The 25,682-nt window shown below is 34.8% G+C and carries 20 protein-coding genes; 9 read left to right on the top strand and 11 right to left on the bottom strand.

Going from position 1 to position 25,682, the window contains the following annotated elements:
* Positions 1-5: 5 nt before the first annotated feature.
* The 7 genes from Q3Y49_RS13990 to Q3Y49_RS14020 all read right to left on the bottom strand — a co-directional run bounded on the left by Q3Y49_RS13990 (position 6) and on the right by Q3Y49_RS14020 (position 10,118).
* Positions 6-3,170: a two-component regulator propeller domain-containing protein gene (locus Q3Y49_RS13990; protein ID WP_303268999.1), complete on the bottom strand. Its 3,165-nt coding sequence runs from the start codon at positions 3,168-3,170 to the stop codon at positions 6-8.
* A 160-nt stretch (positions 3,171-3,330) separates the two neighbouring features.
* Positions 3,331-5,184: a membrane protein insertase YidC gene (gene yidC, locus Q3Y49_RS13995; RefSeq protein WP_303269001.1), complete on the bottom strand. Its 1,854-nt coding sequence runs from the start codon at positions 5,182-5,184 to the stop codon at positions 3,331-3,333.
* Between the two features lie 11 nt (positions 5,185-5,195).
* The gene (pyrG, locus tag Q3Y49_RS14000; protein WP_303269003.1) at positions 5,196-6,830 is read right to left on the bottom strand and encodes a CTP synthase; all 1,635 of its coding nucleotides are present in this window, start codon (positions 6,828-6,830) and stop codon (positions 5,196-5,198) included.
* A 177-nt stretch (positions 6,831-7,007) separates the two neighbouring features.
* Positions 7,008-7,754: a hypothetical protein gene (locus Q3Y49_RS14005; RefSeq protein WP_303269004.1), complete on the bottom strand. Its 747-nt coding sequence runs from the start codon at positions 7,752-7,754 to the stop codon at positions 7,008-7,010.
* Positions 7,755-7,765: 11 nt separating this feature from the next.
* Positions 7,766-8,389, bottom strand: a complete 624-nt coding sequence (gene rsmG / locus Q3Y49_RS14010) for a 16S rRNA (guanine(527)-N(7))-methyltransferase RsmG (protein WP_303269005.1) — start codon at positions 8,387-8,389, stop codon at positions 7,766-7,768.
* The gene (locus Q3Y49_RS14015; protein WP_303269006.1) at positions 8,389-9,006 is read right to left on the bottom strand and encodes an RNA polymerase sigma factor; all 618 of its coding nucleotides are present in this window, start codon (positions 9,004-9,006) and stop codon (positions 8,389-8,391) included. The genes rsmG and Q3Y49_RS14015 overlap by 1 nt, the downstream gene beginning before the upstream one ends.
* The gene (locus Q3Y49_RS14020; RefSeq protein ID WP_303269007.1) at positions 8,997-10,118 is read right to left on the bottom strand and encodes a glycosyltransferase; all 1,122 of its coding nucleotides are present in this window, start codon (positions 10,116-10,118) and stop codon (positions 8,997-8,999) included. Before Q3Y49_RS14020 ends, Q3Y49_RS14015 begins: the two co-directional genes overlap by 10 nt.
* An 84-nt stretch (positions 10,119-10,202) precedes the next feature.
* Between Q3Y49_RS14020 and tgt the strand changes: the two genes are divergently transcribed.
* From tgt to Q3Y49_RS14045, 5 genes are all read left to right on the top strand, one after another.
* Positions 10,203-11,333 (top strand): tRNA guanosine(34) transglycosylase Tgt, encoded by a 1,131-nt coding sequence (gene tgt / locus Q3Y49_RS14025; protein WP_303269008.1) that lies wholly within the window; start codon positions 10,203-10,205, stop codon positions 11,331-11,333.
* A 6-nt stretch (positions 11,334-11,339) separates the two neighbouring features.
* Entirely contained in the window at positions 11,340-12,413 is a 1,074-nt protein-coding gene (locus Q3Y49_RS14030) for an LptF/LptG family permease (RefSeq protein ID WP_303269009.1), read from the top strand.
* Positions 12,410-13,321, top strand: a complete 912-nt coding sequence (locus Q3Y49_RS14035) for a DMT family transporter (RefSeq protein ID WP_303269010.1) — start codon at positions 12,410-12,412, stop codon at positions 13,319-13,321. Before Q3Y49_RS14030 ends, Q3Y49_RS14035 begins: the two co-directional genes overlap by 4 nt.
* An 11-nt stretch (positions 13,322-13,332) precedes the next feature.
* The gene (locus Q3Y49_RS14040) at positions 13,333-15,189 is read left to right on the top strand and encodes a hypothetical protein (protein WP_303269011.1); all 1,857 of its coding nucleotides are present in this window, start codon (positions 13,333-13,335) and stop codon (positions 15,187-15,189) included.
* Between the two features lie 151 nt (positions 15,190-15,340).
* On the top strand, positions 15,341-15,829 hold the full coding sequence (locus tag Q3Y49_RS14045) for a fasciclin domain-containing protein (RefSeq protein WP_303269012.1): 489 nt from the start codon (positions 15,341-15,343) through the stop codon (positions 15,827-15,829).
* Between the two features lie 60 nt (positions 15,830-15,889).
* Here Q3Y49_RS14045 and ispE read toward each other — a convergent pair whose 3' ends face one another.
* The 3 genes from ispE to Q3Y49_RS14060 form a co-directional block, all read right to left on the bottom strand.
* Positions 15,890-16,690 carry a 4-(cytidine 5'-diphospho)-2-C-methyl-D-erythritol kinase gene (gene ispE, locus Q3Y49_RS14050; protein WP_303269013.1) on the bottom strand — a complete coding sequence of 267 codons (801 nt, stop codon included), beginning with the start codon at positions 16,688-16,690 and terminating at the stop codon, positions 15,890-15,892.
* A gap of 110 nt (positions 16,691-16,800) precedes the next feature.
* Entirely contained in the window at positions 16,801-17,610 is an 810-nt protein-coding gene (locus tag Q3Y49_RS14055; protein ID WP_303269014.1) for an enoyl-ACP reductase FabI, read from the bottom strand.
* Positions 17,611-17,713: 103 nt separating this feature from the next.
* Positions 17,714-18,643: a mechanosensitive ion channel family protein gene (locus Q3Y49_RS14060; RefSeq protein WP_303269015.1), complete on the bottom strand. Its 930-nt coding sequence runs from the start codon at positions 18,641-18,643 to the stop codon at positions 17,714-17,716.
* Positions 18,644-18,699: 56 nt separating this feature from the next.
* Here Q3Y49_RS14060 and Q3Y49_RS14065 point away from each other — a divergent pair, with 56 nt between their 5' ends.
* Positions 18,700-19,563 carry a peptidase associated/transthyretin-like domain-containing protein gene (locus tag Q3Y49_RS14065; protein ID WP_303269016.1) on the top strand — a complete coding sequence of 288 codons (864 nt, stop codon included), beginning with the start codon at positions 18,700-18,702 and terminating at the stop codon, positions 19,561-19,563.
* A gap of 134 nt (positions 19,564-19,697) precedes the next feature.
* On the opposite strand, the gene lhgO is transcribed toward Q3Y49_RS14065, so the two are convergent.
* Positions 19,698-20,891 carry an L-2-hydroxyglutarate oxidase gene (lhgO, locus tag Q3Y49_RS14070; RefSeq protein WP_303272112.1) on the bottom strand — a complete coding sequence of 398 codons (1,194 nt, stop codon included), beginning with the start codon at positions 20,889-20,891 and terminating at the stop codon, positions 19,698-19,700.
* 263 nt (positions 20,892-21,154) lie between these two features.
* Between lhgO and Q3Y49_RS14075 the strand changes: the two genes are divergently transcribed.
* The 3 genes from Q3Y49_RS14075 (at position 21,155) to alr (ending at position 25,678) form a co-directional block, all read left to right on the top strand.
* Entirely contained in the window at positions 21,155-22,375 is a 1,221-nt protein-coding gene (locus Q3Y49_RS14075) for an ATP-grasp domain-containing protein (RefSeq protein WP_303269017.1), read from the top strand.
* Between the two features lie 157 nt (positions 22,376-22,532).
* Positions 22,533-24,527 carry a hypothetical protein gene (locus Q3Y49_RS14080; protein ID WP_303269018.1) on the top strand — a complete coding sequence of 665 codons (1,995 nt, stop codon included), beginning with the start codon at positions 22,533-22,535 and terminating at the stop codon, positions 24,525-24,527.
* Entirely contained in the window at positions 24,521-25,678 is a 1,158-nt protein-coding gene (gene alr, locus Q3Y49_RS14085; RefSeq protein WP_303269019.1) for an alanine racemase, read from the top strand. Before Q3Y49_RS14080 ends, alr begins: the two co-directional genes overlap by 7 nt.
* Positions 25,679-25,682: the final 4 nt, after the last annotated feature.

Genomic DNA, 25,682 nt, shown 5'->3' on the forward strand with positions numbered 1-25,682 from the left:
TTAGTTTATTTACTTGTAAATGAAATTTTGAAATGATTTCCATCCTCACATCCTACGGTAATTTCTCCGTCTAATTGGTCAATTAATGATTTGATTATACTTAAGCCAAATGAATTACTATTCTCAAATTGCGATTTAGAAATACCTGTCCCATTGTCTTTCAAATTGATGATTATTCTATCGTGATGTTTTTTTGCGGTAAAATCTATGACTAACTGATCTTCCCCACTATGTTTTAAAGAGTTCGTGACTATTTCATTAAGGATTAATCCCAATGGAACTGCTTGATCTAAGTTTAATTTGAATTCATCTATATCCAAGTTGAAATGAACATCGGAATAATTGCTTTTAAAAGCCATCGATAAGTAGTCAATTAGCTCTTTTATATATTCTTTGCAATCTACCTCAGTATATTTTTCTGTCATATACAATTTTTGGTGTAAGAGTGAGAGTGACTGCATCCTTAACTTGCCTTCTGTGAGTGCCATTTTTGCATCCAAATTACTTGTACTTCTACTGTGAAGGTTTAAAATACTAGAAATAAGCTGCAAGTTGTTTTTTATTCTGTGATTGAGTTCTCTTAATAGTAATTCTATTCGTTCATTTCTAAAGTGAAGTTTTTCATTCTGACTTTCAATTTCCTCTTTCTGAGAGCGGACTTCTTCTGTTCGATTCCGCACCAAATCCTCTAATATTTTATTTCTATTTTTGATTTGATTAAAGCGCCACCGCAGGATCAATCCTACAAATAATAAAATTGATATGCTTAATAAGGTTCTAAACCATACGGACTTGTACCAAAACGGTAAAACAGTAATGGCTAGAGTAGCTTCTTCTTTGCTCCAAATATTCTCATCATTGAGGGCTTTTAATCTTAGGATATACTCACCTGGTTTTAAATTGCTGAAGGTTACAGATTTTTTTGTTGATGCCGGTCTCCACGATTCATCTAATCCCTCCATAAATAAAGCATACATATTTTTATGTCCATTTATTAGATTTAATGCATCGAAATTGATGTTGATGAGAATATCCTCTGGCTTGAGAATAATTGATTTAGTATGCGATATTGATTTAGTTAATATATCGGGTCTGACTTTTGAATTTATCAACTTATTATTGATTTTTAGTTGGCTGAAATATACTTTTGGTGGGACTTTATTGTATTGAATTTGACTAGGATTGAACTGGACCATTTCTCTTGAAGATCCAAACTTTAGTGTACCATCAGGATCTTTAAAAGCTGACCCGAATATGAAGTATTCTTCCTTTAAACCATCATTTTGGTTGTAATTGGAAAACTTTCCATCGGAACTCATTTTTGACAGACCAGAGGCAGTTGCAATCCATACATCACCGTTCTCATCTTCCAATGTGCTACTAATTACATTAGATGGTAGGCCGTCATTTTTAAAGTAGCGAGTAAAGCTGCTGTCGGTAAAATTGAAAAAATTTAGGCCAAGTTCTGTACTGATCCAAAGTCCATTTTTATTGCTCTGTGAGATATGATTAATGTTTCCATTACTTAAAAAACCTTCCCTGGGTGAAGATTCAAATTTGATAAAAGTACTAGTTTTCTCATCATATAGATGCAATCCCCCTGCAGTCCCTACCCATAGTCTGTTATTTTGATCCTCAAAAATGAATTTTACATACTCATCTCCGCTATTTTCAACTAGGCTTAAATCACTTACAGGAAATGGCTTTAATTCCTCCTTTTGTAAATTGTATCTAAAAAGCCCTTTTAAACTATTGCCTAACCAAATTCTCTTTTTATGGTCGACAAAAATTCTAAGATTAAAATTTAAGTTTGAATCTTGACTGTATTTTTTAAATCGGCTTAACTTTTTGTTTTTGTGATCCCAATGGTAAACAGAATTGCCCCAAACAGAAATAAGGTATTCGTTTTCCTTCCATCTCGTTATTTGGGTTAATCTATTGTCGGTTGATGGATCTCCATTTTTTAATTTATATATATTATAATCTTTTGTTTTTTCATTTTTCACTATTAAACCGGAATAAGTTGTAATCAGTAGTTCGTTTTCATCATGCCTTATAAAACTAGTGTAGCGATTTAAAAATTTATCAGTGACTTTTGGTAAAAAGGAAATGAGCTGAAATTTATTGAATAATGGATGTGAATAGTAAACACCACCATTATTAACAGCGCTCCATAGTCCCCCCATATTATCTTCAAAAATATTATAAATGTTATTTCCTCCGATATTACCCTCATTCTTCTGCTTAGCATTTACCCAGTGAAATGTTTGATTTTCCCGGTCATAGAAATTGATTCCATTCATGGTGCCGAACCAAATTTTTCCGGGCTTTTGAGGGTTTTCATAAATTGAAAAACATACTTCATGACTTAGTCCATTGCGATTTTTTACATTGTTTGGAATCTGGTCAATTCTCATGGTTTCCAAATTGACAACGTCCACACCATTTCCTGTAGCTACCCATAGCTTTCCATCATCAGTTTCAAGTAAGTCATAAATGTAAGGGTGCCTGAGTCCTTTTTTTGTATTTGATTCTTTACCAATTAAAGAAAAATCTTCATTTTCAATATCAAAAATATTTACACCTCGCGCAGTGGCTATGAAGAGCTTTTTTTTATCTAAGGATTGTTTTATAGTCCTTACCGTTAAATCAGCCAGTCCTTCATCGATACCATAATGCTTGAATTGTCCTGAGGCAGGATCTAATTTATTAAGTCCATTATTAGTTCCTATCCAAATGTTGCCGTGACTATCTTCGGCTATTCCTCTTACTTTATTATCACTTATGCTATTATCATTGTCATTACTATGAACATAATTTGTAAACTGATCAAGTTGCGGGTTAAATTTTGAGAGTCCACCGCCATAGGTGCCAGCCCAAATATTACCTTTGGAATCAGCGAAAAGAGTCCAAACAAAATCATAAGTAAGTGAATTTGAGTCTTGGACATTATGGTAATAGTGTTTGAATTCACTTCCGCTATATTTCCAAAGTCCATTTTCACCACCTATCCAAATAAATCCATCTTGATCTTGTATGATACTATAAGGGAAGGGCTGATCCAGGCCCATATTCCTATCAAGATGTCTGAATTCAATTGGGAAATTTTGTCCATTCAGGATCTGAAAAGAAAGAAGAATAATTAAGCCTAAGCAGAAGTACTTTTTCATACAACAATTATTTGAATATTTAAATTAGAAAACAATACCTATAAAGCTGTATATTTTCGGATTAATTTAATTTTTCAGATGCATTGCATTAGAAAGCGACAGCAATAAAAAAGGTGAGCCGTTTTTGACTCACCTTTTTATATTTTGTGTTCAGGATAATTTATTTTTTCTTTTTCTTTTTGCCTTTCTCTTTCTCTTTTTTGGCTTCTTCACTTGCCTTCATTGCTTCTTGTAATCGTTGCTGAAACTTGGAAGTCTTTTTATTTACGTTTTTCTTCTTATTCTCTTCTAGTATTTTTAGGATTTTATCCTCATCAATCATTCTTCTGATTAAAGTTTGCTGTCCAAATGTGATAAGGTTGGCAATTAAATAGTAGAAACTTAGAGCAGCCGGGAAGCTGTTCAATACGAACATGAAAATTACAGGCATTAAATACTGTATGTTTTTCATCGGTCCTTGTACCGAACTAACCTGTCCTTGTGACCAAGTAATTAAAAGGGTAGATAAGGTCATTAAAATAGTGAACAAACTAACGTGGTCACCATAAAATGGGATTTCAAATGGTAGGCTCAAAACACTATCGTAAGTCGATAAATCGGTTGCCCATAAGAAAGATTCCTGTCTTAGCTCAATCGAACTAGGGAAGAAATAGAACATGGCAAATAGTATAGGCATTTGGAGCAATAAGGGAATACATCCAGATAGAGGGTTAACTCCCACTTTTCGATATAGCTCCATTTGATCGGCCTGAGCCTTCTGCATATCTCCACCGTGCTTTTCCTTAATTTCATCCAGTTGTGGCTTTAAAACTTTCGTTTTAGCCATCGAAACATAAGATTTATAAGAAAGAGGGGAGAGTGCTAATTTAATCAATAATACTAGTATGATAATAATCCATCCGTAACTGCTGATGTATTTTTCTAAAATATAAAACACATTGATAATAATGTATTTATTGACTAAACTAATTGGAAACCAGCCTAAATAGACATTTTCCTCAAAGTCAGGAGCTACTTTTTGTAGCGTTTTATAGTTGTTCGGTCCAAAGTAATATTTGAATTCACCAGCCTTATTGGTTACTTCTGCTAATGGAATTTCCACTTTGGCTTTTCCTCTTTTAACGTATTCAGCGGATAAATCTTCAATATCTGTAGAGAATTCAGCTCTTTTCATTGGTACATCCGTGATGAAGGCTTCCATGAAGAAGTTTTGCTTAAAGGAAAACCACTTTACAGGGGCAGCTACTTCCTCGCTGTCATCATCAGAACGTTCGCTTAGACCATCCATACCTTCTTCTTCAGAATAGTAGTTCATAGTGACCTTAGTTCTGCTTTGCTGAAGGTCTTTTTCGAACTTGCGCATTTTTTTATTCCACCTAAGAGTCAATTGATCTCCCAATATTTCATTGGTAAAACCATTAAAAGCTAAAGTGTATCCTACCTGATATTGGTTTCCAGATAAGGAATAAACTTGCTCAATACTTTTATTTGGAGCAATTTTCGCTACAAATTTGATTTTGACCGTATCTCCATTGGTTAATTCTCTTTGAGGAGATCCTTCCAGTTCAAAGTAAAGATCATATAGGTTGACCTCTCCAGAAGCTGTATTGAACAACAATTCCTTTTCCTCATCTTCCTGATTAGTAATGACAAGTGGTTGCCCATCGAAAGTCTCAAAATCTTTTAATTCAACACTTTTAATTCTACCACCTTTTGAATCAAATGCAATGGCAATAGTTTCTGTATTAAAAGTTGAAATATTAGATTCACCTTTCGCAACTTGTGCAAATGCCCCATATTGGTTGACAAGTGCTTGGTTTAATGTAGAATCATTTTCATATTCAACAACTTCTTCTTTTTGGTTAGTTGTTGTTTCCGCTTGACTTGGGTCAATTTGTTCTACTTGATTGCTTTCAATATTTTCTGGCTGCTGCGGTGCATCCGCGAAAAACCAAAAGTATGCAATCATTAAAATAGAAATCAGGATAAGTCCTGTTGCTTGATTTTTGTCCATCTAAATTGTAATTAATTCGATTCTGATAATATTTTATGTTCTAAACTAGCTTTAACAAATCTCACAAATAATGGATGTGGATTCAAAACGGTACTTTTTAGCTCAGGATGAAATTGAGTTCCTACAAACCATGGATGATCTGGAATTTCTACTATTTCAACTAATCCTGTTTTAGGATTGATTCCTGTAGCCTTCATACCCGCAGCTTCAATATCCTGCAAATATCTGTTATTAAATTCGTATCTATGCCTATGGCGCTCATTAATTTTGGCTTTTCCATAAGCTTGGTATGCTTTTGTATTCTTTTTTAGCTCACACTCGTAGGAACCTAAACGCATGGTTCCTCCTTTTTGTGTGATCCCTTGTTGTTCCAGCATTAAATCTATAATCGGATTTTTAGTATTTTCATCAATTTCAGTTGATGAAGCATCTTTTAAACCCAGTACGTTTCTAGCAAATTCCACAACTGAACACTGCATCCCTAAACAAATTCCAAAAAATGGAAGCTTTTCTTCTCGACAATATTTAATAGTAGCAATTTTTCCTTCAATTCCTCTTTCGCCAAATCCCGGTGCTACTAAGACCCCATGTACACTACTTAACAAGCTTTCTACATTCTCTGCATTTATTTCTTCAGAATGAATCCACTTTACGTTTACCTTGGTTTCATTTTCAGCTCCAGCATGTATAAAAGACTCTGTTATAGATTTGTAGGCGTCAGGTAATTCGATATATTTCCCTACTAAAGCAATGTTAATTTCAGAAATTGGATTCTTTAGTTTCCCCAAAAAGTTCTTCCATTGTGTCAATTCTGGTTCCACTTTATGAGAGAGTTTAAGCTTTGCCAATACTCTTTCGTCCAGTTTTTCTTTACGCATTAGCAACGGTACATCGTAAATGGAGTCTGCATCCATCGCTTCAATAACCGAATTGATATTTACATTACAGAAAAGTGCTAATTTCTTTCTTATCTCCTGTGGTAATTTATGCTCTGTACGACATACCAAAATATCTGGCTGGATACCAGATTCCAGCAATTGTTTTACTGCATGCTGTGTCGGCTTTGTTTTTAATTCACCTGCTGCTTTTAGATAAGGGATAAGCGTTAGATTGATTACGAGAAAGTTATTGGGACCAACATCCCATTTTACTTGTCTTACGGCCTCTATAAATGGCAAGGATTCAATATCGCCAACGCAACCACCTATCTCGGTAATGACAATATCATAATCATTTTTATCTGCAACCGCATAGATATTACGCTTGATTTCATCTGTGATATGTGGTATGACTTGAACAGTTTTCCCTAAGTAAGCACCCTCTCTTTCTTTAGTAATTACATTATAATAGATTCTTCCCGTGGTTACGTTATTTTCCTGCGAGGTATTTATATTTAGGAATCTTTCATAATGGCCTAGATCCAAATCAGTTTCGGCTCCGTCTTCAGTAACAAAACATTCACCATGCTCATAGGGGTTAAGCGTTCCGGGATCTACATTTATGTATGGATCAAGTTTTTGAATTGTAACTGAGAAACCCCTTGATTGCAAAAGTTTTGCAAGAGAAGCAGCTATAATCCCTTTTCCTAAAGAAGAAGTTACTCCACCGGTAACAAAGATGAATTTAGTATTTTTTCGAGATGCCATAAGTTATTTTGAATTGCCTGCTGTACTTATGGGATACAAAGGTAGTATAAGCATTTTAAAATCTTTATCTATTTTGAATATAAATCAATATTTTTCTGTTCATAATCTTGAATGCTTTCGCTATTAGTCAATTAATGATAAATTAAATTTTAATTGTGATAATCTACTTGCGAATTCTTAATTTTCTAGTACCTTAAATTCTTGGATGTTGGGATACGCTTCTAACGTATTCCAAGTGGCAAGCTCGGAAATCTCTATTGTAAAAATACTTTCGTGGGTTTGAGCAATTTTAGCCCCTCCAATGGTTGTATGCCAGTTTTCCCAGCTAAACTTAACTCCACCTACTGGAATTACGGCTACCCACATTTTTACATATTCGGGTATCCCTGTTTCTTCATTAACTAGCCATAAATAAGAGTCTCCCGGAGTTACTCCTCCACTTTTATAAGTGACTAACAAGCCCTCCAAACTATTATTTTCCTGAGGAATATAGCTTCTATCGGTCCCGTCATCTTTGATTTTTGTAATCGGATTTAGCCAAAAGGAATCATTTGCCCAAATTGCATAAGCTTCTTCAAGCAGAGAATTCAAAAGCTCATCTCTTTCAATTTTTTTACCTTTAGCGAAAGCAATCCCTTTTTTAGAATCTAGCTTAATGAATACATCATAATTTTCCCAGCTAACTTTAGCCCAATGTCGGTCTTTATCCCAAACCAAATGATGTTGGCCAGCAAAAACCCACTCCACGATTGCAATTTCCTGCCAAGCGGAATCATTAACTGCCTCTAACATTTTATCAGCTAATTGCTCTGCTTTCTCGCTATTTTGACCTTGGGGTAAATCTTCATCCACAATTAAATAACCTAAAAATCCTAATAACCCAATTGCTACTAAAACAATGAATATCCATTTTAAAATTTTCATGCTTTTAAACTTTAGAAAGGTATAAATACAATTTTTTTAGTGGTATAAAAAGGCTCAGAGAAGTAGTCTGAGATTGCAACTTCTTGATACATTCTTTTGATTTCCGCCATTTCATCTTCCAGATCTCCACCTTTTAATGCAATTATTCCACAATTATCGTTGGGATTATCTGACTGGATTTTTTGATTTACCCAGTTTACGAAAGATTTCATTCTGGTTACGGCTCTGCTAACCACAAAATCAAATTTACCTTTGGTCTTTTCCGCTCTTTGATGATAGGCTTCAACATTTTCTAAACCGAGAGCATCAGAAATTGCCTGCACCACCTTAATTTTTTTTCCAATGGAATCGACCAAAGTGAAATGGGCATCTGGAAACAAAATTGCCAATGGAATGCCAGGAAAACCACCTCCAGTTCCTACATCTAGGATTTTCTTACCAGACAAATCTTGAAATTTGGCGATTGATAAGGCATGTAAAATATGCTTTTCGTAAATGTTATCAATGTCTTTTCTAGAAATTACATTGATTTTCTCATTCCACTCAGCATATAGCGTTCCCAAGTCTTGAAATTGGGCCTTTTGCTGAGTTGTAAGAGTAGGGAAGTACTTTTCAACAATTGAGCTGCTATCCATTAAAACCGAGTTTCTTTACCTTCAATCAATTCTCGCATTAATTCTCTTGAACGGTGCAATTGAGCTTTAATAGTTCCTAATGGTGCTTCTAATTCAGTTGCAATTTCCTCGTAGGACAATTCTTGAAAATATCGAAGTTTGACCAAGCGCTGATATTTTGCTGGAAGTTTATCAACAAACATGCGCATTAATTCAATTCTTTGTTCTTTTATAGCCAAATCTTGAGGTGTTAAGTTTCCTTTATCCTCTACATCTATTTCCACTGCATCACCATTATCATCTTTGTATGAAGTATGAATGCTGATCGTTCTCAGTTTCTTTTTACGAATAAAATCAATTGCATTATTGGTGGCAATCCTGAATAACCAAGTACTGAAAGTATAATCTTTCTTGAATCGGTGAAGACTCTTAAAAGCCTTTGAAAATGCTTCTATAGTTAGATCTTCTGCATCATCTACATTTCGGACCATCTTTAAAACCATGTGATAAACAGGCTTTTTATATCTTTTCATCAACTCAGCATAAGCCATTTGGTCTTTGGCAATCACGGCTTGATCGATCAATCTAAAATCCTTTAGTGCCTTTTCTGAAAAACTTCTATTTTTATTTATTTCCATTTAAGATGCTTTGTTAGTGATGCATAAATTCCCCATGTCCAATAATAACAATTAAAAAATAATTCCATTATGGGTAAATTATAATACACAAATTTTATCCCAAACTTAATGCTAAGCTTATAAAACACGACATATTGTCCTGCTACATGCGTTAAGAATAGGAAACTTAAAATTAAACAATCAGTCGGATTTCCCAGCATACATCCTAATATAAATAAAATCCATGCAATACTTTGAGTCAAATGAAAAAGTCCTAGTCTAAGCTTATCGTCTGTTTTGTAATGCTTTCCAACCGATAGGTGTCGTTTCTTCTGTTGAAAAAATGCGCTCCAATTTTCCTTAGGATTTGACAACGTGAGACTTGTAAAATGAGTGCAAATTCTAGTATTTTCTTTTGTTGAATGTTGATTAACCCAGAGATCGTCATCTCCTCCCATTACTGATTTGAAATTCTGGAATCCATTTTTTTGTTCAAAAAATGATTTTCTATAAGCCATATTCCTTCCCACACCCATGTATGGCGATCCTCTTTGGGCAAATGATAAATAGAGCAGTGCAGTTTGCAAAGTTTCGAATCTTATGAATTGGTTAAGTATGCCTAATCTTTTCTTGTATAGAGAAACTCCTAAAACGATTGATGTTGATTCTTTGAAAGAACGTGACATTATGTCAACCCAGTGACGGGAGTTTGGCTCACAATCAGCATCGCTCAAAAGAATTATTTCATTTTTCGCCAGTTCAATTCCTTTTGTTAGTGCGTATTTTTTTGCATTGAATTCAACAGGTGTTTCGGATATATGGAGAACCTTTAGATGAGAATGGCTTGTTTCCAGGTCTTCTAACCACTCTTGACTTCCATCATTCGAACGGTCATTAACCAAGATGACTTCATAATTATCATGTGTTTGATTTAAAAATTTTGGAAGGTGATTTTTAAGATTTTTTAGTTCATTATGTGCACAGATAATGACAGAAGTGGGTTTTAATTCATCACAGAATTCTTCTTCATCATTTTTTGAATAGACAAAAGTAAAAAAGTAATAGATATTGAAATAAGCTTGAATCAGTATTACAACAATAAAAATTATGAAAATTACTTGGATTTGCTCCATACTAGAAAAATGATTCCGCTTTTTGACAAAGATATTGGAAAATAAAAACTATAAATTCTATAGAAGCTATATTTTTGCATTCTTATGCAATTTACGATTTCTAATAAAGATAAAAATTCCAGTGCTAGAGCAGGGGAAATGACCACAGCCCATGGTAATATTAAAACCCCTATTTTCATGCCTGTTGGTACTGCAGGTTCAGTTAAAGCTGTTCATCAAAGAGAGTTGAAAGATGATATACAAGCCCAGATTATTTTAGGCAATACCTATCATTTGTACCTCCGTCCCGGATTAGAGATTCTCCAGAAAGCTGGTGGACTACATAAATTCAATGGATGGGAGAGACCGATATTGACAGATAGCGGAGGTTATCAGGTCTACAGTTTATCCGGTACTAGAAAAATCAAGGAGCATGGAGTTACTTTCAAGTCACATATTGACGGGTCTTCTCATATTTTTAGTCCTGAAGGCGTAATGGATATTCAACGTAAAATAGGAGCGGATATAATCATGGCTTTTGATGAATGCACTCCATACCCTTGCGATTACGAGTACGCAAGAAAATCTATGGACATGACTCATCGTTGGTTGGATAGATGCATTCAGCAATTTGACAATACGGAAGGTCATTATGGTTATGAACAAACACTTTTTCCTATTGTACAAGGTAGCACCTATAAAGACTTAAGAAAACGCTCTGCAGAAGAAATAGCTTCAAAGGATAGAGCAGGTAATGCGATCGGAGGTTTGTCAGTAGGCGAGCCAGCAGAGGAGATGTATGAAATGACCGAACTTGTTTGTGATATTCTACCTCAGGACAAGCCACGATACTTGATGGGCGTAGGGACGCCAGCAAATATTTTGGAATGTATTGCTTTGGGAGTCGATATGTTTGATTGTGTAATGCCAACACGTAATGCGAGGAATGGCATGTTATTCACGACCGAAGGAATAATTAATATAAGAAACAAAAAGTGGGAAGATGATTTTTCTGCAATCGACCCAGCCTTAGGGAGCTATGTTGATACATTTTATACAAAAGCCTATTTAAGACATTTGGTTCATTCGAAAGAAATTCTTGGAGCACAAATTGCAAGTATTCATAATTTAACTTTTTACCTTTGGTTAGTGGAAAAGGCAAGGGAACAAATAATATCTGGCACATTTTATGAATGGAAAGAAAAAATGGTCAAAAAATTAATGACCCGTTTATAATTTAATATGAAGCTACTCGACAAATATATTCTCAAGAAGTTCTTATCCACTTTTATTTTCGTGGTCCTCATTATTCTGGCAATAGTAACGGTTATTGACTATACTGAGAAAAATGATGACTTCATGGAACATAATTTGAGTTTCTTGGAGATTTTACCTTATTACGGAGCTTTTATTCCTTGGATTGGCAATTTAATTACACCAATTACCATTTTTATAGCCGCTGTTTTTGTGACTAGTAAAATGGCAGGGCACACAGAAATTGTTGCTATGCTGTCAAGTGGTATGAGTTTTAGAAGACTATTGGTTCCTTATATGATGGGTGCAGGATTGGTAGCCATATTAAGCTTCTATCTAAATGCATATGTAATTCCTGATGCCAATAAAACCAGAATTGCCTTTGAAACCACCTATATTAAAAAGCCATTTTATTTTACCGATAGAGATATCCATTTGAAAATTGCTCCAGAGACATATGTTTATATGGAAAGTTACAATAATCAAAGGGATGTTGGGTATCGGTTTACCTTAGAACTGATTGAAGATAAAAACTTGAAGGAAAAGTTGAGTGCTAGAAGAATTGAATGGGACTCGGCTCAAAGCAATTGGAAAGTTAAAGATTGGACCTTGAGGAAATTTAATGGTTTGGAAGAAACCTTTGAGGAAGGAAAGGAATTGGATACAGTTTTAAATATCACTCCCAAAGATTTTGGAAATACTTATGGATTGCAAGAAACCCTTACTTTAACCGAGCTAAATAATTATATCGATTTACTTAAAGAAAGAGGTGCAGATAATGTGAAAGTATATCTAATTGAACGTTATATTCGTTTTATGGCACCTTTTGCAGCTATAATCTTGACCTTTATAGGAGTGGTGGTCTCGTCAAAAAAGAAAAGAGGCGGTACAGGATTTCAAATTGCTTTGGGCTTTGTAATAGCATTTGTATTCATTATTTTCTTTATTTTAAGTAAAGCTATAGCTGAAAACTCTACGATGAATCCTATTTTAGCAGTTTGGTTACCTAATATTACTTTTAGTTTAGTGGGCTTAATTCTATACAAATTTGTACCACGATGACAATAGAGGCTAAAAACTATCTGCAATTGCATTTTATAGTTTTGATTTGGGGACTGACAGCAATTTTGGGTCTTCTTATTAATATATCTGCAGTTGCTGTTGTTTTTTACCGGACTTTATTTGCCACGGTCACACTTCTATTTATCCTGTATTTCTGGAAGCTAAGTTTTAAGGTGGGATTCAAAGAGTTTTTGAAAATACTTGGGGTGGGACTGATTATAGGACTTCATTGGATTTTGTTTTTTGCTGCTGCTCGAGTATCTTCTGCTTCAGTTTGTCTCGTAGGGATTGCTACTTGTTCTTTTTGGACTAGCTTAATAGAACCATTAATGAGTAGTCGAAAAATTAAAATTTATGAATTAGCCTTGGGTATTCTAGTCGTAATGGGTCTATACATTATCTTTAGTGTAGAATTTCAATATTTGGAAGGGCTTATAATGGCCATAATCTCTGCTATTTTAGCGAGTGTATTTACGGTCTTGAATGGTAAGCTTACACATCACCATAATCATTATGTTATTACTTTTTATGAAATGATGGGCGCCTTAATAGGTTCTATTATTCTAATACCCCTTTATTTAAGTTATTTCAATTCAGAAATTGTAGATTTTATTCCTAATCAATGGGATTGGTTTTACCTTATAATTTTAGCAGTAATTTGTACAGTATTGGCATTTTCAATGTCTGTTAAGGTGCAAAAAGTATTAAGTGCTTTTGTAGTAAATCTTACAGTAAACTTAGAACCAATCTATGGAATTATCTTAGCTTTTCTTATTTTTGGTGAGGAAGAGAAAATGAGTTTCGGATTTTATGTAGGAACATCCATTATTTTGCTTTCTGTGCTTTGCTATCCTATTGTGAATAGAGTAATGAAAAGGAGAGCATTGCAAAGTGATATATTAAGATAATTCAATTAATAATGTTGAAATTTCCAGTACTGACCTTCTTTATATTTTTTATTTCTTTTGGCGGTTTCGCTCAGGAAAACGATGCTCTTGAATCCCCTGAATTAGTGGAAACAATGGTCGGGGACGGGGTTGTTTTCTTAGTGAAGTACAATAAAGAAGAGAATCTAAACTATAAACTTACATGGAAAAGTGATATTTTGGATGCCAATTTTGATGATCAAGAAGGGGAGTTCTTCTGGGAAACATCAAACGATGATATTGGACTTCATTCCGTATATTTTTATTTAAAGGATTCCCTTGATCAAATTGTTTCCACTTCAAAAACATTAATAAAAGTAAATTCCATAACATCGGTGCCTTCAATAAAAATGGAACCTGATTCTCTGGACAGTAGGGCATTTATTAAACTATTGCAAGGGGAGGATTATAATCTAGAATTTATTGCGTCAACTAGAAACAGTAGAAATGCTGACGATGTGGTTTTAACCTACATTTGGAACAACGATACTGATCTGAGCACTATTGAGCAAGCAGAAACACATGTAGTAGGAAATCGGCTGCTTTTAGATTGGAAACCAAGCCAAAGCCAAGCAGCAAAAAAATATTTCGATTTGGATTTAATAGCCATTGACAATACAAATGCTGTGAATAGAAGAAAATTTAGATTTCAGGTGATAGGCCAGGAATTGCCTCCAGAATTGAGAAACAATGTAAACGATACCTATATTATTACTGCTGATCAGGAATTGGATATAGATTTCTCAGTAAATGATCCAAATAATGATCCTATTGTTTATTCAGTAGATATTCCAGTAACCGTTGGTGCACCAACAATTGATGAGAGAGGCATTTTCACATGGAGTTTAAGTGCAATGGAAATGAGCAATATCAGTTCTATTTTTCCCTTAAAGATTAAATTAAAGGCCGAAGAAGCCGAAGATTCTAAACATTTTGTGGAAAAGGAAATCACAATTTTGAAAAGTGAAAAAAATGACCCGCCATTAATAACCAAATTAAGCAATTTAAGCATTCGAGAAGGTTATGATATTAAGAGAAGAGTGTTTGTTCGTGATAACAATCATCCTATTGCAGAACTAAAATATTCACTAGAAAATGAACCGGATTGGCTTTATGTTCAGCAAGAAGGGGATAGGTTATTTTTAATGAGTGATACCTTAGGGTTTGATATTGTAAAAGCTGATGGAATTTCTGTGCAGTACGATGTATTGTTTACTGTGACTGATCCAGAAGGGGCAACAGATAGTAAGTTCTTTAATGTAACTGTAAATGAGGGTGTAAATACCGATAGATTGTATAATCAATTGACAGATTATCAGAAGTCCACAGATGCTTTGCTGGTAGGCTTAAGAAAGCAAATCAGAGAATTAGATCATAGAATACAAAGAAACCAACGGCTAAAAAAAGGTTTGCTTTTCACAACATTTTTCTTGGATAGTTTTAGTGCGACAGGAGCTTTCTTTGAAGATCATACCATTGCTAATGAGGCAATACCCTATGCTGGGGCACTTTTGGCTATCACTAGTAGTGTTAATGCATTAGCTTTTAATCAGGAAAATAAAGTAATTAATTTGAAAGGACGGCTAGAAGATGTCGAGAAATCCATAGTTCGAAATAAGAGCTATCTTGCTACTTATTCCATTGAAGATGAAACAGATGATGAGCTAAGAAATAATGAATTAGTCAATCGAGTACAGTCTTACCGCCAAGCTCTTATTGAGCAAAGAATTGAATTAAGGAGATTAGAAGACCAGTACAGGGAATTGAATTACGTGCAGCGAAAAGTTAGAAGATTTAATAGAAAAGGGAATTCTGATAAAATTAGGTGGAACTTTATCGATAAGATCTAAATGGACATCAACTAGTTTATAAGAAAAGAAAATAATACAATTGCTCAAGCTGTATACTTGCAACACATTCTAATTAAACTATTATTATAGATATAACTTAAACATTATCAGTAACATACTGTTTCCATACTTCACTAAAAAAAACACCAGTATGAAAAAGTTATTAAAATCAATTGTATTAAGCGTTGTAGTTTTGGGTCTGTCCTTTTCAGTAAAAGCTCAAGACAAAAACATTGTTGAATTAGCAGTAGGTACTGAATCACTTTCTACTTTAGTAACAGCAGTAAAGGCTGCAGGCCTTGTAGAAACCCTCAGTGGGAAAGGTCCTTTTACGGTTTTTGCACCGACCAATAAAGCATTTGAAGCTTTGCCCTCTGGAACATTAGAATCTTTGCTAAAACCAGAAAATAAGGATCAGTTAATTGCTGTTTTGACTTATCATGTGGTGGGAGCAAAAGTGATGTCTTCAAGCCTAAAGGAGGGACAAAAAGCCAAAACAGTTCAGGGAGAAGAAGTAAATATTAGTCTTAAAGGCGGAGCTTCTGTGAATGGGGCTAAAGTAGCAATGGCTGATGTTGAAGCATCAAATGGCGTTGTTCATGTAATTGATAAAGTAATTTTACCACCATCAATGAAATAAGACTTTATGTCTACGAACTGAAAACCTCGAATATTTCTATCGAGGTTTTTTATTTTCATTCTACAATAGAATTATTTTGTCTGCTATTATAGAGCTTGGATCAGTATCTTTGCTGTATATCCCAAAGATTGTAGAACCACTCCCCGTCATACTTGCATAAATCGCCCCGTTATGGTAGCATCTATTTTTTAGATCCAGTAGAGATGGGTGTTTTAAGAATATGCCATCTTCAAAATCATTTTTCAATATTTCGTTCCATTCTTCAATTGGATATTTTTCTATAATATCTTTTACAGAAATTGCTAATTGCTGTGGTTTCACACCACTGTAGGCTTCTGCAGTTCCAATATGAATACTTGGAAACATCATGCCTAAATAGTATCCAGATAGATCGATTTTAGTGCTTTCAAAAACCTCACCTCTTCCACTTACAAATTTGGGTTTGTTTGCAATAAAAAAGGGACAGTCACTCCCTAATTTCAAAGCATAATCTTCTAGCTTTTCATTTGAAATACTGAGATTGAAATACTTATTAAGCAATGTCAACATAAACGCCCCATCTGCTGAGCCACCACCCATTCCAGCTCCCATAGGAATATTTTTATGTAGAATAATTTCTACAGGTGGAATATCGTGATCAGATTGAATTAAATGATAAGCTTTTAGTACTAAATTATCATTTGAATTACCGGGGATTGGAAGACCCGTTGAACTGAATTTTAATGCTTTAGAAGGAATAATCTCCAATGAATCCTTTAAAGGAATAGGGTAGAAACAGGATTCAATATTATGATAACCATCCGCTCTTTTCGAATTGATATTAAGTCCTAAATTAATTTTGGCATTGGGAAATGTGAGCATCAATAGATTTTAAAAACCCGTCAGGTTTTTTTAGAAAATAGCGCAGTAGTTTATTATTCACAGCAACAATCTCTTAAGGTCAACCTGACAGGTTTGGTGATTTAAAGTTTTTACTTCATTTCCTCAATCAACTCTTCTGAAATACCAGTAAATGAATAACCACCATCATGGAAAAGATTCTGCATCGTTACTTTTTTCGTGAAGTCTGAGAACATCATGATAATATAGTCAGCACATTCTTCTGCAGTAGCGTTTCCTAATGGAGACATTTTCTCTGCAAAGTTGTAGAATGAGCTAAATCCACTTATACCTGAACCAGCTGTAGTAGGAGTTGGAGATTGTGAAATGGTATTTACCCTCACTTTTTTAGTTTTCCCAAATCTGTAGCCGTAACTTCTAGCAATTGACTCTAAAAGCGCTTTTGCATCGGCCATATCGTTGTAGAATGGATAAGTTCGTTGAGCTGCAATATAAGACAGACCTAAAATGGAGCCCCACTCATTCATTATATCCATTTTATCAGCTGTTTGCATCATTTTGTGAAATGAGACGGCAGAGATATCGTAGGTTTTTTGCAACCAATCATAATTAAGGTCATGGTATTGTTTTCCTTTTCTCACATTCGGGCTCATACCAATTGAGTGCAAAATGAAATCAAAGTTTCCACCTAATATTTCTTTCGATTCAGTATATAATTTAGTGATATCTTCAATTGAGGTAGCATCAGCTGGGATAACTTCGGTATTACATTCTTTAGCCAATTCTTGTATTCCACCCATTCTCATGGCAACAGGTGCATTGGTTAACACAAATTGAGCACCTTGTTCCTTTGCTTTTAGTGCCGCTTTCCAAGCAATAGAGTTCTCATCTAAAGCACCGGTAATAATTCCTTTTTTTCCTGCTAATAAGTTATTCGACATAGTTTTCTGAATTGTGTTTAGGCAAAAATATAAATTTATCTCCACTAACGAAGGATTAATCTGAAAATACCGATGCAATCATCATTTAGCGTCTTAATTCAGATTAGTTTTTCTTATTACCATCATGCTTTCCTAATTCGGTTTGAGAATCAAAATAGATTCTTTGTGAAGGATATGCATAATGGATATTATCATATTTTTGAAAAGTTTCTAAAATGTCCTCCCAAATTTCGTGCTGTGCTACTCTTCTTTTTTTAGGTAAAGTTAAATAACGCATCGTAAGTTTAATACCATAATCTTCCACAGATGTGTACACATAAGGAGTAAGGTTACTGTAAAAGATCATAAACTTTTTAGAGGCTTCCAATAATTTTCTTTTGGCAGAGAAAGATAATTCCTCAGCATGCTCATTCACTATTTTCTCGCAAAGTTGTTTTGCTTTTTTCCAATCACTATCAAAGGTGACCCGGAGGCTGAGCTCATCCCACACATGGCTAAAACCTTGGTCGTAATTGGCCTGAGTTGATTTGAAAATTTCTCCATTGGGTATATGGATGATTCTTCCCGTACTTTGATCAGCTGCTACCCAATTACCGATTTCATTGATCGTAAATTGGAAAAACCGTATATCGATCACGTCACCAGCTACTCCATTAATCTCAATTCTATCGCCTACATCAAATGGTTTTCGGATAACGATGAAAATCCAGCCAGCTATATTCATCACAGGAGCTTGAAGGGCTATCACCAAACCAGCACCCACTAAACCTACTAGAGTGGCAAGTGATTCAACCTGTTCGACCCAGATATTGAATAGAAAAACAAGTAGCAGAAAATAATAGGTATTATTTACACTATTTTTCCAAAAGTAACGCTCTTTAACCTCTTGAGATCTATTGAAAACAATTTTTAAGGCCACTACTTTCAGCAAAACTAAAATGAGAACAGCAACAACTGTGTAAAAGATTTTGTATTGGAGCTCCGGAGGCAATTGCCAGTTTTCTTGAAAATATGATATTATTTCTTTGGCCATTATTTAGTAACTATGTTTAAGTTTTAAAATTCAATTTAAATAATTCTTAACTAAATATGCGAGTAATTGCAATTTTGATTTTTCTGATCTTCTCCAATAATTTAAAAGGACAATTATCTGGTTCTGTGTATGACAAAGCTACTGGTGAAAGCTTGTCATATGTAAATATCTGGTACTTTAATGATGAAATAAGTGTAGGAACCACCGCAAATGAGTCAGGCAGCTTCAAATTTGATGAACTGGATACTAGTCGGTTTTTAAATTTTAATAAGGTTGGTTATGAAGTACTTAAAGTAAAACCAGATTCTAGTAAATATGATGTTTTCTTAACCCCAATTAAGAAGACAAGATTGAATTTGTCTGAAGAAGTTGAAGGACCAAGAAGAGTAAAAAAAGGCATTGATTTTGAAAATTTGACTTCAATGGGTTCACTAAGTACCACTGAATCTAAACCTAGCATTCATGTGCAATATTTTCCTGCTGACAATTTTCTTTTGTATAAATTAGTGAGAATAAATCTAGGCTTAAAAAATAGAGTTAGAAGTTTGATAAATATTAGAATATATGAGGCGACTGAACACAAAATACCAGGTGATCTTCTATATTTAGAAGACCTTATCAAGAAAATAAGTGCTGGGAAAGAGGTTTACAGAATTAGTTTAAAGGATTTAGGTATTAGAATTCCTGAAAACGGTATTTTTATTGGGTATGAAAAATTGATTATTGATCAAAATAAAATAATGTTAAATGAGACTGATTATAATACCAATCAAGAAGTAATTATTAGTGAGTACTACCCAATATTTAATTTGTATGAAAGTAAGGACTCAAACATAATATACTCCTACGTTAACGGTAATTGGGGAAAATGGAAGAATTCTAAAATTAGTTTAGGGATAAACTTAGAATTAAAAAGGTAATACTGACTTTTTCATTTGAAGTCTGAGAATTTGAACTATAAGTACTTAATATACTGTAAGTTGAACTTTTCTATAAGATTTTTTTGCTATTAATAATAAGTTCAGTAATTCCCTGCAATTACAGTACAATGAACTTAAAACCTTTTCAATGCCAAATCACTTACATGATCTCCAATGGATAAAGAAGATGTAGCAGCAGGAGAGGGCGCATTACAAACATTAATAGCGTTCTGCTCCTCAATTATCAAAAAGTCATCTATTAATCCTCCATTTCTATCACAGGCTTGAGCTCTCACTCCAGCGCCACCTGGAGTCAAATCGCTTTCAGTAATATCAGGTAATAGTTTTTGAAGAGCTGTGGTAAAAGCTGATTTTGAAAAAGAACGGTACATTTCTCCGAAGCCGGTTTTCCAATATTTAGCCGCAACTTTTTGAAAGCCGGGCCATGCCAATGATTCTCCCAATTCCACTAAATTAAATAATGATTTTCGATAGCCTTCTCGTTTGAAAGCCAATACGGCATTAGGACCTGCTTCAATTCCACCATTGATCATTCGTGTAAAATGAACCCCTAAAAATGGGAAATTTGGATCAGGAACAGGGTACACCAGGTTCTTGATTAAATATTGCTTTTCTGGTTTTATCATGAAATATTCGCCACGGAAAGGAATGATTTTTAAATCAAGTTTTTCCGATGTAAGCTTGGCAATTTTATCAGAGTACAATCCAGCACAATTCACCACTAATTTTGTATCAAAACTATCTTTATTTGTAATTATGATCGTATTTCCATTCTTTTCTTGAATATCAATTACTTTTTGGCCTAGAGCGATTTCACCCCCCAATTCTTTAAATTTTTCAGCATATTTCAAGGAAACGGCAGTGTAATCAATGATCCCCGTTTGCGGTACATGGATTCCAGCGATTCCATTGACATAGGGTTCATGCTCCTTAACTTCTTCTTTCGTAAGTCTTTTGAGATTTTTCAGACCGTTTTGTGCGCCTCTTTCTTCAATCATCGATAGAGTAGGAAGCTCACTTTTGTCAGTGGCAACAATTACTTTACCACATAATTCATAAGGAACACCTTCCTGATCACAGAATTTGATCAATTGGTCGTAGCCATCAATGCAGTTTTTTGCTTTCAAACTTCCCGGCTTGTAATAAACACCAGAATGAATAACACCACTATTATTACCTGTTTGATGAAGAGCCAATTTCTCTTCTTTCTCTAATAATAAAACGGAGCGTTTCCTATTTTTCTGCTTTATTTTAAGTGCTGTAGCTAATCCTACTATTCCACCGCCAATTATGATGATATCCTGCATTTGATTGTAATTGAAAAGTAAAATTACTTGTCTGAGAGATTTGTTTGCCGCTAATAAATTAGTCATCAAAATTACAATAATTGATTTAGTCTCCAATCATTTTTTATCCTAACATTTTCTGGCAATCTTAAAATTTAAAGAGCCAATCGATCATTGACTTCCCACTTGTTCATATTTACAGATATCATAGTAATATATCGGACTTGGTAATTTTATAGTTTATATTAGTGAATTACTAAAATTTAAACTAAACTATAAGAACTATGGCGAATTGCTTTGCACTAATGGGTTGGAGTTTACCCGTAATCGAGAGTATGCAAAAACTCAATAAACCTTATGTGGTGGTATCGTTTCCCGATTTTGAGGAATATGCTAAAGAGCATGATATCCCATTTGTTTCTTATCAATTTGATGAATGGAGTGATACCTCAAACTCCTTAGATTTACATGAGAAATTAAAACCCTTTAATGTTGATGTTGCAGTTCCCTTGTTTGAAGAAACAGTGGAGTGGGCTGGGGCACTAAACTCAATTTACAGAGATGATCCAAGAGTTTTGAATCGCGCTTTTTTATTTAGAAATAAAGCCATGATGAAACGAAAAGCTTTGATTGGGGGGTTACGTGTAGGTTTATTTGAAGAGGTTTATAATAAAGAAGGAGTAAAGGCATTCATGAAAAGATTAAATCAAGCTAATCTGCAAGTGGATGGAGAAGAAGATAGCTGGGTACATATTAAACCTTTTGCCTCTGCCGGGACTGTTGGACATAGGTTATTGCGTTCAATGTCTGATATCGAGGAAAAATGTGAAGAAGATGACTTCCCTTGTCTAGCTGAAAGTCATTTACCAGGAACTGAATTCTCTTGCGAGGCCTTTGTACACAAAGGAAAAATTAGGTTTCTAAATATCACGGAATATGTAAAGTTAGGCTATTCGAATTTCATTCCCGAAGGAAACCACTTGCATACTAAGCGTGATAAAATAATGAAGGAAATGCAAAAGCTGGTTGACTTGTTCGGGATAGAGTATGGCATGATTCATCCAGAATGGTTCTTGACTGAAGATGACACACTCAGTTTCGGTGAGGTCGCTTGTAGAATTCCAGGGGGACATATCCTAGAGTTGGCAGGCAAGGCTTACGACTTTGATGCCTTAGGTGCTTTTGTATTATGTCATGATCCTAATCTGTCAGAAGAGGAGTTAAATAAGATATTACCTGCTCCTGACGCACGGCCAAAAAATTTCTACGGAAATGTTATGATATATCCTCATAAAAATCAAATTTCTAAATTAGAAATACCGGAGGAATTGAAAGAGGAACCGTATTTCTTAGATCATAATTTGGTACCCCCTTTGAGCACTCAAAAAATAAGTGACAGAGATGGATTCGGGAATCATTTTGGTACCGTAAACTTTAAGGGGGAAGATCCTGATCGAATGACGGAATTACTATTGCATTATGAAAATGTAGATTTCTATCATTAAATATAAACCAAGAGAGAAGTTTAACTGGCGCAAGTTTGATCTTGCGCCTTTCATGCTTTAAATTATTTCATATATATTATATTGAATCTTGATCAATACCATTAATGCTTGTCATATTTTACTTTTGACAATGAATCTTTAAAATTTTTAGTATTCCATGGGGAATCAAACAATTATTGATAATAGCAATCAAAAACTTAGAGAACTATTAGAGGAATTCACTTCCGCAACATCCCTAACTAGGTCTGAAAAAGCCAACCGATTGATGGGGCAGATAGACATCTTGAGTGATTCTGTAGAAGGTCTATCGTTAGTCTATAGTGCTATAGGGGAAATTTCAGAAGGAGGAATCTTTAATGAATCTCCTTGGGCAGACCCATCCAAATTAGTCTCAGGATTAGTAAATGGAACTCTAAAAAGTGGTCACCCTAATTCTACCATAGAGCTTTTAAGTGAATTGAGATTATTAGCAATAGCTAAAAGTGATTATAAATCAAATATTGTCCAAAAGGAAGATGCTGAAGCCTATATTCAAGAGGTAATTGTTTCGAATTTAGAGTTTGTCTTCAACGAACCGGTTGAGGAAACGCGATTAATTATGAGCGAGCATGAATTGAATAAAGTTCATAATTTATTCAAGTTTCTTTCAGAGCACGTTCATTTAGATGATGTAAAAGAGACATTAGCCGAAGAATTAACACTTATATGTGAACAAAGGCCTGTCGTAACTGAAAAGCAAAGAAAAATAATTGCATTAGTTAAGGAGAAGATAGAGTTAGACCCAAATAAGGAAGGCGACCAAAAATTATTAAGTTTTCAGAGAAGCATCTACAGACCTACGCAGCGAACTGAAAACGTGAGTACTGATGATTACCAATCTGTTCTAGAGGGTTTAAACAATTCTGAAATTTATGTTGAAGCGCAAGAGATGGGAGCATCTATGTTGCGATATGGATTGGTAAGTCAATATCAGGCGATCTTGTTGAAGTTTTTGATTCATAAGGAATTCAAACAAACCATTCCAGTTTGTTTAGGATTATCGCCTGCTGGAGAGAGTAGATGGTTTGAGTTTACTGACTATTTATCCAAACTGATTTTAAAAACAGTACATATCTATAATGCTCAATGCATTTATGGCTTGGCCAAGATGTTGGAAAATGGAATGATTGCTAGGGAATCTGTACGATCAGGATTATCAAATTTAGGAGAGATTCAGATTCACCCAAAAGTGGAAGAAAGGATCCTGAAATCTACCAGAAATCCTCATCAAGCCGTTAGCGCTAGGCAATATTTAATTGGCGCCTTGTTTAGGATTTTAGGTCAGCCATTGGGTGTTGGTCAGGGGAATAATCCAACCTGTCAAAGCGCTAGAGGAATAAGTATGTGGAGCCAACATGCGCCAGCAAAATTGATAAATATGGTGCAAACTGCTGCAGTAACAGATGATATCACATTCCGTTTTGAAGGTCAGGAAATAAAAGCCTCCGTGACTGGAAAAGGTCTGGTACAGAATTTAGATTACAATTTAGATGCAGTTTCAGTGACCTTGGTTCCGATGCTGGATAGAGTCTATAATGAAATGATGTTGAGAGCTTCAGGCCGAGGAGAAGATCCGCATAAATGGGTAAATCCCGCCCTTTACGGACAATGGATTCAAATTGGTTTTGCATCTGCTTACGACTACCTCTCTAATGCTATTGTAGATTTTAATGGCTTCGTGCAGGTATTTTATGCAATGTGTCATCCTGATTATAATGGAAACCATAAATTGATTTACCCGAATCCTGTAGGTATTTTTATTACCAGCTCTAAAGGTGAAATGTTAGGTTTTCATGCTGTTTCATTGCTTCGGGTTGATAAAGATCCCTCTGGAGCTATGCGCGCTTACTTTTTAAATCCAAATAATGAAGGGAGACAAGATTGGGGACAAAATGTGAAGCCATCTGTGTACGGCAATGGTGAAAATCATGGAGAATCATCACTGCCTTTGCATGAGTTTGCTGCAAGGACTTATGCATTTCATTTTAATGATTTAGAGGCATCAGATAAAATGGAAAATGTCCCAAATGCCGAAATAGAAAAAGTAAAATCCTTGGCAAAAGAGAGCTGGGGTAAATCTTATACTTGGTTGGAAACAAAGAAAAAATGGTAAAACACTCTTCACGGATAGAGCTGAAGCAATCAGCCTTAAAAGCAAATGTTAATTTTATAAAAAAGAAGATAGGGAAGAAAGCAATTCTGTCCTCTGTTGTAAAGGCCAATGCCTATGGTCATGGTATAGAATCTTTTGTTCCAATGGCAGAGAAAGCTGGAGTTCATCATTTTTCAGTGGCTTCTTCATTTGAAGCAGAAGAGGTGTTAAATGCTTGCCATGAGAAAAGTACTATTATGATTATGGGTATTATCTACGAAGAGGATATTCCGTGGGCTATTGAAAACAATATTGAATTCTTTGTTTACAATTATGACAGACTCCCTATAGCACTGGCAGCTGCGAAAAAAATAGGAAAGGCTGCGAAGGTTCACATTGAGGTAGAGACTGGAGCTAACAGAACGGGCATGCCTGCAGATGAATTTCCCAAAGCTATAAATTTTCTGAAAAAGAATAAGGAGCATATTGTATTTCAGGGTCTTTGTACGCACTTTGGAGGAGCAGAAAGTCTTAGTAATCAGTTCAAAATTGATAGACAAAAATCTAAATATAAAGAATTTTTAAAACAGTGTAAGGATAAAAAATATGAGCCCAATATTAGACATATCGCATGCTCAGCGGCCGCATTAGCTATGCCCGATACCGTTTATGATTTGGTAAGAGTGGGAGTTGCACAATATGGATTTTGGCCTAGTCCCGATATATATTATCATCATTTACAGGAAACTGATAAGAAGTCAGATGGTGCCTTGAAAAGAATATTTAGTTGGAAGACGGATATAATGGATATTCGGGAAGTACCAGAAGGAGATTTTATTGGATATGGTACCGCTTTTCAAGCAAGCCATAAAATGAAAATAGCAGTAATGCCCTTGGGTTATTCTAATGGATATCCGCGTGCATTGTCTAATAGAGGATATGTTTTAATCGGAGGAAAGAAAGCCCCAATTGTTGGCTTAATCAATATGAACTTGTTTATGGTCGATATTACCCATATTCCTCAAGCAAAAGTAGGAGATGAAGTGGTATTAATTGGAAGACAGAAGAATAATGTTATTAATGTAAGTAGCTTTACCAATAGCACCCAATTATTGAACAACGAAATGCTCAGTAGATTGCCTTCAGCTATACCAAGAACGATCGTACGTTAATTTT

It is taken from the genome of Marivirga harenae (assembly GCF_030534335.1).
Lineage (GTDB): Bacteria > Bacteroidota > Bacteroidia > Cytophagales > Cyclobacteriaceae > Marivirga > Marivirga harenae.

What these genes read in the sequence shown, in the direction of transcription:
- Q3Y49_RS14005 (WP_303269004.1), bottom strand. Translation starts at nt 7,754, where the DNA reads ATGAAAATTTTAAAATGGATATTCATTGTTTTAGTAGCAATTGGGTTA.
- yidC (WP_303269001.1), bottom strand. Translation starts at nt 5,184, where the DNA reads ATGGACAAAAATCAAGCAACAGGACTTATCCTGATTTCTATTTTAATG.
- Q3Y49_RS13990 (WP_303268999.1), bottom strand. Translation starts at nt 3,170, where the DNA reads ATGAAAAAGTACTTCTGCTTAGGCTTAATTATTCTTCTTTCTTTTCAG.
- Q3Y49_RS14065 (WP_303269016.1), top strand. Translation starts at nt 18,700, where the DNA reads ATGCGAGTAATTGCAATTTTGATTTTTCTGATCTTCTCCAATAATTTA.
- Q3Y49_RS14035 (WP_303269010.1), top strand. Translation starts at nt 12,410, where the DNA reads ATGACAATAGAGGCTAAAAACTATCTGCAATTGCATTTTATAGTTTTG.
- alr (WP_303269019.1), top strand. Translation starts at nt 24,521, where the DNA reads ATGGTAAAACACTCTTCACGGATAGAGCTGAAGCAATCAGCCTTAAAA.
- tgt (WP_303269008.1), top strand. Translation starts at nt 10,203, where the DNA reads ATGCAATTTACGATTTCTAATAAAGATAAAAATTCCAGTGCTAGAGCA.
- Q3Y49_RS14015 (WP_303269006.1), bottom strand. Translation starts at nt 9,006, where the DNA reads ATGGAAATAAATAAAAATAGAAGTTTTTCAGAAAAGGCACTAAAGGAT.
- Q3Y49_RS14080 (WP_303269018.1), top strand. Translation starts at nt 22,533, where the DNA reads ATGGGGAATCAAACAATTATTGATAATAGCAATCAAAAACTTAGAGAA.
- lhgO (WP_303272112.1), bottom strand. Translation starts at nt 20,891, where the DNA reads ATGCAGGATATCATCATAATTGGCGGTGGAATAGTAGGATTAGCTACA.
- Q3Y49_RS14075 (WP_303269017.1), top strand. Translation starts at nt 21,155, where the DNA reads ATGGCGAATTGCTTTGCACTAATGGGTTGGAGTTTACCCGTAATCGAG.
- Q3Y49_RS14030 (WP_303269009.1), top strand. Translation starts at nt 11,340, where the DNA reads ATGAAGCTACTCGACAAATATATTCTCAAGAAGTTCTTATCCACTTTT.
- ispE (WP_303269013.1), bottom strand. Translation starts at nt 16,690, where the DNA reads ATGCTCACATTTCCCAATGCCAAAATTAATTTAGGACTTAATATCAAT.
- pyrG (WP_303269003.1), bottom strand. Translation starts at nt 6,830, where the DNA reads ATGGCATCTCGAAAAAATACTAAATTCATCTTTGTTACCGGTGGAGTA.
- rsmG (WP_303269005.1), bottom strand. Translation starts at nt 8,389, where the DNA reads ATGGATAGCAGCTCAATTGTTGAAAAGTACTTCCCTACTCTTACAACT.
- Q3Y49_RS14045 (WP_303269012.1), top strand. Translation starts at nt 15,341, where the DNA reads ATGAAAAAGTTATTAAAATCAATTGTATTAAGCGTTGTAGTTTTGGGT.
- Q3Y49_RS14020 (WP_303269007.1), bottom strand. Translation starts at nt 10,118, where the DNA reads ATGGAGCAAATCCAAGTAATTTTCATAATTTTTATTGTTGTAATACTG.
- Q3Y49_RS14040 (WP_303269011.1), top strand. Translation starts at nt 13,333, where the DNA reads ATGTTGAAATTTCCAGTACTGACCTTCTTTATATTTTTTATTTCTTTT.
- Q3Y49_RS14060 (WP_303269015.1), bottom strand. Translation starts at nt 18,643, where the DNA reads ATGGCCAAAGAAATAATATCATATTTTCAAGAAAACTGGCAATTGCCT.
- Q3Y49_RS14055 (WP_303269014.1), bottom strand. Translation starts at nt 17,610, where the DNA reads ATGTCGAATAACTTATTAGCAGGAAAAAAAGGAATTATTACCGGTGCT.